At 50.9% G+C, this 7,663-nt stretch carries 8 protein-coding genes and 2 pseudogenes; 4 read left to right on the top strand and 6 right to left on the bottom strand.

All coding sequences use genetic code 11. The features are described 5' to 3' along the window. Positions 1-67: 67 nt before the first annotated feature. Positions 68-1,330, bottom strand: a pseudogene (locus C7B82_RS35145) (Tn3 family transposase); the annotation flags it as partial. A gap of 507 nt (positions 1,331-1,837) precedes the next feature. After that, positions 1,838-2,320 (bottom strand): annotated as a pseudogene (locus tag C7B82_RS35140) (DUF4158 domain-containing protein); the annotation flags it as partial. 359 nt (positions 2,321-2,679) lie between these two features. Here C7B82_RS35140 and C7B82_RS16365 point away from each other — a divergent pair. Continuing rightward, positions 2,680-3,207: an MOSC domain-containing protein gene (locus C7B82_RS16365; RefSeq protein ID WP_106257360.1), complete on the top strand. Its 528-nt coding sequence runs from the start codon at positions 2,680-2,682 to the stop codon at positions 3,205-3,207. A 226-nt stretch (positions 3,208-3,433) separates the two neighbouring features. On the opposite strand, the gene C7B82_RS16360 is transcribed toward C7B82_RS16365, so the two are convergent. Then, positions 3,434-4,384 (bottom strand): LysR family transcriptional regulator, encoded by a 951-nt coding sequence (locus tag C7B82_RS16360; protein WP_245939941.1) that lies wholly within the window; start codon positions 4,382-4,384, stop codon positions 3,434-3,436. A gap of 165 nt (positions 4,385-4,549) precedes the next feature. On the opposite strand from C7B82_RS16360, the gene C7B82_RS16355 reads away from it, so the two are divergent. From C7B82_RS16355 to C7B82_RS16345, 3 genes are all read left to right on the top strand, one after another. After that, positions 4,550-5,293 carry an SDR family oxidoreductase gene (locus tag C7B82_RS16355; RefSeq protein ID WP_245939940.1) on the top strand — a complete coding sequence of 248 codons (744 nt, stop codon included), beginning with the start codon at positions 4,550-4,552 and terminating at the stop codon, positions 5,291-5,293. A 72-nt stretch (positions 5,294-5,365) separates the two neighbouring features. Next, a complete protein-coding gene (locus C7B82_RS16350; RefSeq protein WP_245939939.1) occupies positions 5,366-5,707 on the top strand; it encodes a thioredoxin family protein in 342 nt (113 codons plus the stop codon). Between the two features lie 203 nt (positions 5,708-5,910). Continuing rightward, the gene (locus C7B82_RS16345; RefSeq protein WP_425443616.1) at positions 5,911-6,309 is read left to right on the top strand and encodes a tyrosine-type recombinase/integrase; all 399 of its coding nucleotides are present in this window, start codon (positions 5,911-5,913) and stop codon (positions 6,307-6,309) included. 368 nt (positions 6,310-6,677) lie between these two features. Here the strand turns inward: C7B82_RS16345 and C7B82_RS34315 are convergent, their stop codons facing one another. The 3 genes from C7B82_RS34315 to C7B82_RS16330 all read right to left on the bottom strand — a co-directional run bounded on the left by C7B82_RS34315 (position 6,678) and on the right by C7B82_RS16330 (position 7,317). Then, positions 6,678-6,803: a hypothetical protein gene (locus C7B82_RS34315; protein ID WP_281258994.1), complete on the bottom strand. Its 126-nt coding sequence runs from the start codon at positions 6,801-6,803 to the stop codon at positions 6,678-6,680. An 84-nt stretch (positions 6,804-6,887) separates the two neighbouring features. Further along, a complete protein-coding gene (locus C7B82_RS16335) occupies positions 6,888-7,115 on the bottom strand; it encodes a type II toxin-antitoxin system HicA family toxin (protein WP_106257357.1) in 228 nt (75 codons plus the stop codon). Further along, the gene (locus C7B82_RS16330) at positions 7,108-7,317 is read right to left on the bottom strand and encodes a type II toxin-antitoxin system HicB family antitoxin (RefSeq protein ID WP_106257356.1); all 210 of its coding nucleotides are present in this window, start codon (positions 7,315-7,317) and stop codon (positions 7,108-7,110) included. Before C7B82_RS16330 ends, C7B82_RS16335 begins: the two co-directional genes overlap by 8 nt. Positions 7,318-7,663 lie beyond the last annotated feature (346 nt).

Below are 7,663 nucleotides of genomic sequence, written 5' to 3'. Positions count from 1 at the left end.
GCAATCCAGAATTACCAAAATGGGATATCCTTATTCAACCTGCTAGCGGGTAAATTCATTCCTAGAAATCTCCTAAGTAAACGGCCTCAAACACCCCACAAGGAATGAAATGACTGAACAGGGCAATGTAGGTATCCGAGACGTGATAGTACCCGATGCCACCATAGCCGCCATAGCGGATGTGATACTCCGCTAACAGATTCTGCTCATACAGATCCCATTTGGTGCCGTCCACGGAGGCGTGCTTGCCAGTGCCCCAGTGAGACGGTAAGGCAAAGCGGTTATAGGCATTAATGACCGCCTCAATCGCGGCTTGCAACTTGAGGTCATCAATATGGCGATGATGGATATCTGCCAACTGCCGCCGATCAAACTCGCTCAGAGAGCGGGCCATTTGGCTCGGACCGATGTTGCAACCGTAGCAAAAGGTCGCTGCCAGGTAGCGTGCGACTGGCTGTCTGAGCTTGGCATCATAGCCAGAGATCGGTTTGAAAGCGTGAGTCCAATGGAGCCACTGTTCAGTGTCAGTGAGCACATCCAGCAAATTGACCGGCTTGAGTCGCTCGCTGATCAACACTTTGAGCTTTGCCAGTCCCTTCGGTGGTTGCGGTTTACGTCGATGGATCACCAGTCGATCGTTTTTGTATGCCACCTCAGTATTGGTCGGAAAGGCCTGGTCGGTCGTCTGGGTCTGTAGTTCCAACCACTGTTGGACATGGTTGACAAACGCCTGCCCCTCCACTGGTAGGTTCACTAATTGCCCGTAGTCCGCCACGCTTGCCTGATAGTCTTCCCAGGTGATCAACTGACTGTAGTAGTCACCATAGGCATCACTTCCATCAATATAGAGATCACCCGCTTTCAATTCCAGTCGCACTTGCGACAAGACGCAAGCCTCGAAGTGGCGGCGATGGATTTGGCTGGGGTAGGGTGTGCGGTGCCGTTGTCCAGTCACCAAAAACCACCATTTGCCCTCAATCCAACTGAGATCCAGCAGTGGCACCGCCTGCGCTTCGGGTGTCCCCGGCGCTTCTTTTTTGACTGTGGCCACCCAGGCACTCCGACCCGTGCGCTGCGCTTGGATAAAAGCAATGGCTTCGATCAGACTGTCATCTTGCGTGCTAGAGCGCAGCGGCAGGATTTCCAGCAACCGAAACAGGGTGGCCCGATGGCTTTTGTAGAATTTTTGGAAGAAGGGAAAGTAGTTATTCCCTTCATAAGTCAAATGGGCTTCGCATTGCTCCAAAAGGGTTTGACTCTGCTCTCCCACCACGGTCTCAATGGCTGCAAAGCGTTGGGGAATCTCGCCTTCACTCTGATAAGCCACCATCAAATCGCGCAAGGTGGCGATCAATAGGTCACTGTTGGACTGCTGTGCCACTCGGTATTGTGCCAGGGCTGCTTTACTGCGGTGGTGCAGTTGTTGCATCTGCTTGATGAACATTTCTGCCAGGTCATCCAGCGCACGGGCGTATTGGTGGTTGAGGAGCGTACTGGCGAGGGTATAGCGTTTGGGGCTTGGCAAGGCTTTCAGTTCACTCGCATCCAAGGTTTGTGCTTCCGCCGCAAAATGCTGCCGCTTACTAGCGGGGATGTGCTGCAGCGCGGCGCTTCCCAGGCGCAGGGGCGCTAACCATTTGAGCCGTTCAACCAATGCCTGCAAATGAGCCAGGGTCGGTCTGCCAGGGTCTTGTTTGAGTCGTTGCCAGGGCGTTGTGTGAGTGGCTGCCTCCGCTTCAAAGAGCTGATCAATTTGCCCACGCTCTGCCTGGGTAAGGCTCCCCATCACTTGCTGGTACAGTGCCTGAGTCACTTCGTTGCGAGCGTGCCGAGCTGCCTTCAACAGTGTGCTGAAGGCCGGTAGTTCAAACCGTTGCTGGACTAAGGACTCGATCGCGACATTGATTAAATCCACTAGATCATGTTGCGTCCGTGCCGCAGTCGTCATGCTCTGGCTCATCAGCTGTCGGGCGGCCTGACCAAAAATTTGCAGGTTCAGATATTGTCGAATGATGGTGAGATGCCGTTTGCGACTCGTCGAAGCATCATAGGCAGATAGACCATCGGTACGAAGTTTGAGGTCGGCAACCATGGCAATATGGCGGGTAATGGTTAAAGGCACAGCCGCGACCGGTACAGCATAGCCCAAGCGCTGAAAGGTCTTTAACAGCACCAGAAAGCCCCACTGCGAGGGCTGGCTTTTGGTGACCCGGCTCGACAACAACAGTTCCTCTGGACTAGGCGTGTAGATGGCTGTTAATTCTTGCGTACTCAAGGTACTCTTCAACCGGGGGTAAGCGGTTTCTTGGGGACTGGGCATCCAAACTCCTCACAGACTTACAACGAGACGAAGCAAGTTGGAGGGTAACAGACAACTATTGATAAGTTCTGCTGAAGGCGGAAAACCCATACTACAAGTGGGTTGGACTCTTTTTGGACTTTGTCAGCCTCCAAAGCTCATACTACAGGCGTAATCTTGTAGGGTCTAACACCTCAAAAGCCCGGTCTCATCGTTGCACTTCTGCCGCCCACGCAACGGTACAAGCTTCACAAGATGATGAGCAAAAGTTATCAATCGCTCTGCTCCTCAACGCTTGCGTCGCTGCTGCTGTGCATCAACGTTGAGCAAAAGCGGCAAGATCACAGTCTGAAAGTTATACTGTGAGGAGCTTTCAGGCGATGTGGTACTTAATTGCCAGGAACGGTGTCGTACCCCTTCATGGCGGTGCAGAAAAGGCGGTCTACGCTTATCCCGCTGAGCATTACACTTATTGGCGGCAGGAACTACCGGATGAGGAGTTGCCTTGGGGTGCCTTTGGCGAAAATTTGACGATCGAGGGCTTGTCAGAAACAGCGGTGAATATTGGCGATCGCTTTCGCATTGGCACTGCCGAATTGCTGGTGACACAACCCCGTTTTCCTTGTTTCAAACTCAATCTCAAGTTTGGGCGTGATGATATGGTCAAGCGCTTTCTCAACAGCCGTCTGAACGGCATCTATTTTTCGGTCGTGCAAGAAGGTGAGGTGGGTAGTGGGGATGCGATCGAACTGGTGAGTCGTGATGCAAACAAGGTCACGGTTGCCGATATCGTGAAAATCTATGTGCGTGAAGCCGATAACGCTTTGGTACGTCGCGCTATCCAGGTGCCAGCCCTGGCAGACAGTCTGAAAACTTACTTCCAGCAGCAAATCGAGTCACATCCTTAAGTTGGTCGATTGTATGGCAAAAAGTTACATCGCCTAGAAGCGATCAACGGTGGAAACCGGAGCCTTTCTGGGCCATTGACCGATACGTGGCGGCAGCAGCAACGTCAGTTCACTACAAAGGACTGAACCCAACCAATGGCACCAAGGGAAACTGAGCTATGGATACAGTCAAAAAGCAGATGGAAGCGTCTGAGTCCAGCGATTGCAATCATCGTCGGAGCTGATGCTACCGGGTTAGCTGTGCCGCGATCGGTTGCATCCCATCGTCGGATACCCATGGATTCAGCTCAAATTCATTTGTAAAATACTCAATAAAGCAACGCACTTTGGCAGGGATAAAGCGCCCGCGACGATAAACCACATGGATCGGTAAAGGCGTGGGTTGATACGCTTTGAGGATGACTTGCAATTGTTCGGATTGGATGAGATCGCCCAGCAACCAAACCGGACAAACAGCAATGCCTAAACCAGACAAGACGGCTTCTCGAATGGCGGTTGAGCTATCGACTTGTAGATTGCCTGTGACCGTCACTTGAGTAGTCTCGCCAGTCGGTCGTTGAAAGTGCCACTCATTACCGGTTGCCAGACGAGCATAAACAAGGCAATTGTGCTCGACCAACGCCTCTGGGGTCTTGGGCTCCTGGAGATCGCGGAAGTAAGCCGTAGAAGCAACCGTGACGCGTCGGGTCACGCCAATGCGATGCGCGATGAGCGTCGGATCGTTAACGGTTCCAATCCGTATAGCGAGATCGATGCCTTCTCCCACCAGGTCAACAACGCGATCGCTCATCGTGAGAGCGAGCTTGAGATCAGGATAGCGTTCAAGAAAGCCCTTCAAGTAGGGGATCACTTGATACTGTCCAAACGCCACCGGGCAATTGACTCGCAACGTCCCACTCGGATTTTGTCTTTGCCCGACGCTGGCGATCGCTTCAGCCGCCGCATCCAATAAAGCTTGGCAATGCTCAAAAAAGCGTTCGCCCTCCTGCGTTAGTTGAAGCTTACGGGTGGAGCGGGTTAACAACTGCACATCCAGATACGCTTCGAGTGCCGCAATCTGTTTGCTGATAGTGGGTTGAGTGGTGTTACATTCCCGCGCAACAGCCGAAAAACTGCCCGTCTCAACCACGCGTACAAAGCTTTGCATGCAATCGAGGCGATCCATTGCTTCATTCATTCTAAAGTCGAATAAATTATATTCTATTCTGCCTGCTTCTCAAAGGCATGGAAATGGATCAAGCTAAAAAGTATGGAAAGCAGGCAGGTTCAAGCGCCGCAACACATCGCTTTCCTTCAGGTTTTCACTCTCCCATTGTTCACACTCTAATGAAGTAGGAAGGAAATGATGATAACGATTCAAGGTTCGGTTGCTTTTGTCACAGGTGCCAATCGTGGTATTGGTAAAGCGTTTGTCGAAGCACTGGTGCAAGCCGGTGCCCACCGCATTTATGCCACCGCACGATCCATCGAAACGCTCCAGGAGGTGGTCGCGATCGCACCCGATCGCATTATTCCCATCGCCTTGGACGTGACCAAGCCTGATCAAGTGAGTGCGGCTGCCCAAACGGCTCAAGATGTCACCTTGCTGATTAACAATGCGGGTGTTTTAGGTTCTGGTGGCTTATTTACGCCTCACAGTGTAGAAACGGCTCAATGGGAGATGAATACGAACTACTTCGGCACGCTCTCTGTCATCCGTGCGTTTGCGCCGATTTTACAGCGTCATGGTGGTGGGGCAATTGTCAACATGATGTCAGTCGTAGCCGTTGCGAATGCGCCTGTCTTTAGTTCCTACAGCGCCTCCAAAGCAGCACTCCATTCCCTCACCCAAGGTGTGCGAGCCGAATTGGCACCTCACGGTACACAAGTGATTGGTGTTTTCCCTGGTCCTGTGGATACGGACATGGCTGAAGGCGTGCCAATGGAGAAAATTGCTCCGATCGCAGTGGCTCAGGCAACGTTACAAGCGGTGGAGCAAGGGCTTGATGACGTGTATCCCGATCCGGTCTCTCAGAGTGTCTTTGCGGCGATCGCCGAACCCTTAAAAGCTGTTGAAAAACAGTTTGCCGGTTGGATGCCTCAATAGTCCAGTCGCTGCTTAACGGCGCTCCATGATCGACCTTCTCGCTACAACTCATACACATTTAGGAGCCACGCCGTGTCACAAAGTCTAATGCCTGACAGCAATCTTTATCAGGGTCGCCAGATGTTAGAGCAATTGCAGAGTCAGTCTGACAAACTCATTCTGGTGGCTTTTGTCGGTCCTCATTGCGGTGCCTGTGCCGCGCTCAAGCCAGTGCTACACCAGTTGGTGAGCGATCAAAAAGGAGCCCTTGTACTGGTCGAAATCGACACGACAGAAGAGTTTGAGTTGGCGCTTGCAATGGGCATTTACAGCACACCCACCGTCATTCTCTTGAAGCGGCAACAGGTGTTGACGACCTTAGTTGGGCTGCAACCGAAGAAACGCTACGCTGAAGCGATCGCCCAGTTTGCTTAATGGCTCAAAATGGCCTGATGAAATTGCGTTTAGAATGCTCAGCGATTGATTCAACGGCATCAGAGTCCCGACCTGGCAGTACAGCCCTACTGGGAAGCAGACTCACGAGACCTTGAGTGAGGTTCGCCTGCTGTGCAAGACAGTGTGGGCTGAGAGCCTCAGTCGTCGCAGACGACAGTTAGGTTTGGAGAAAAGTCAGGCATTTGCACCAGCAAGACTTAGAGCAAGGGTATGGCTCAGTATACTTACCGTTTGCGCTGGAGCGCAAATATCCTCATGCTGACCGCGCCTGGATTTGGCAATTTGTATTTCCTTCGCTCAATCGTTCACGTGACCCACGTAGCGGCGTGATACGTCGTCATCATCTGCATGAATCGGGTATGCAGCGATCGCTCAAACGAGCAGTTCACACCACAGGCATCACAAAACGGGTTAGCTGTCACACGTTTCGCCATAGTTTTGCGACCCATTTGCTGGAAGCTAGCTACGACATCCGCACAGTGCAGGAGTTGTTAGGTCACAAAGATGTGAAGACAACTATGATTTATACCCATGTTCTCAACCGAGGGGGCAGAGGAGTGAGAAGCCCTCTTGACCTGTAAGACTGAATTGAGCACTACGATCGCCCCTTCTCAAAAGGCTATCGCTTGCCGTTTACTACTGATTGAATCAGCAAAGCAGCAATTTGCTTGCTCATTTTGCCTGTTTGGTTTCTCTTTTTGGTGTTTTCCGCAAGCAATCAGACAAATTGCGTTCTCATTTCAACCATTTACTTTCTCATTTCAGTCGATCGCGCATTCATTTTGGTGTTTTCCGCAAGCAAAAAGGCAAATTGCGTTCTCAAACGGTGGTTTGCGTTCTCATTTCAGTAGATCGCGCATTCACGACAGCGATCGCCCTTTTACTGTAGGTTAAGTTAGGTGAAAGCGCGTTCATACGACACTTGCGTCTCCCTACAGCGTTCTGTCTATTACGGCTCCAGCAACGCTAAGGCAGCGATCGCTGGCATCGCAAGAGCAGGCAAGAGGGTGAGTGGACGATTGTGCTGGACTTCGTAACATCCAAACCAATCTATGAGGTTGGCGATCGTACTCATAACGGCTCAAATCAGCGGCGGCAAGTAACCTCAAACTCAGCACCAGCGGCTTTCGACCGTCCGCTGCATTTGAATTGTTAGACTTCACAGACTCTCAATGAACTCTTCGACTGTGACTTGCGCTTGCTTAAGAATGCCGCTCAACGTACCAACCTTCAATTCCCGATGCATAGGAACAACGCAGCCAATTTCGCCCTCTTCGGTTTCTTTCTTCATCACAACATGACTACCTGTTTGACGAACTTGATCGAATCCTAACCGCTCAAGTGCCCGAATCGCTTCTCTGCTTGAGATTCGTGGCAGTTTAGGCATAACTGACCTCAATGCTAGTCACAAATCTAGGAGAGGTTTCAGGTAGAGGAAATTCCTCCATGTAAAGCCGCGTTGCCTCTCTCAGACCTGCGATCGCTTGTTCGATCGTTTCCCCTTGATCGACTGTGCCAACCTCTGGACATTCAGCAATGTACATATCATCTTCTTTATGAAGAATGACTGTGAAACTGCGACTTTTCATCGTATTCTATCCTCAGAGCCTTTTATAAAAAGAATAGCATCACCCTTTTTTTACAGGCTAAAATGAGGGTGATGCAGGCTTCTACAAAGATTGTGCAAGATTATAAGCTTTCAGCGAAATGGTAGAAGCACCTAAGAAAATTACCAGATCACGAATGTTAAGCCTGAGCCACCATTGATTTGACCACCAATACCCCTCTGATTACAACGACCAGTCCATGTTTCACCAGAAGCTGCATTTACCAAAGTTAAGCTAGAAGAATTGAGCTTAGGAGATTTCTGGCAAAGAATTTACCCAAGCTTCTAGAATATTCTTATGTTCTTGCAAAAAGTAAGGCACAAGCGTT

It is taken from the genome of Stenomitos frigidus ULC18 (genome assembly GCF_003003795.1).
In the GTDB taxonomy this organism is placed as follows: Bacteria; Cyanobacteriota; Cyanobacteriia; order Leptolyngbyales; family Leptolyngbyaceae; genus Stenomitos; species Stenomitos frigidus_A.
The sequence above is the reverse complement of the archived record's forward strand: the minus strand, read 5'-3'. Positions and strand labels throughout refer to the sequence as shown.

Bases quoted from the DNA above. Each gene is read 5' to 3' on its own strand.
- C7B82_RS16365 (WP_106257360.1), top strand. From the start codon at position 2,680: ATGTGGTACTTAATTGCCAGGAACGGTGTCGTACCCCTTCATGGCGGT.
- C7B82_RS16360 (WP_245939941.1), bottom strand. From the start codon at position 4,384: ATGAATGAAGCAATGGATCGCCTCGATTGCATGCAAAGCTTTGTACGC.
- C7B82_RS16355 (WP_245939940.1), top strand. From the start codon at position 4,550: ATGATGATAACGATTCAAGGTTCGGTTGCTTTTGTCACAGGTGCCAAT.
- C7B82_RS34315 (WP_281258994.1), bottom strand. From the start codon at position 6,803: ATGAGTACGATCGCCAACCTCATAGATTGGTTTGGATGTTACGAAGTC.
- C7B82_RS16335 (WP_106257357.1), bottom strand. From the start codon at position 7,115: ATGCCTAAACTGCCACGAATCTCAAGCAGAGAAGCGATTCGGGCACTT.
- C7B82_RS16330 (WP_106257356.1), bottom strand. From the start codon at position 7,317: ATGAAAAGTCGCAGTTTCACAGTCATTCTTCATAAAGAAGATGATATG.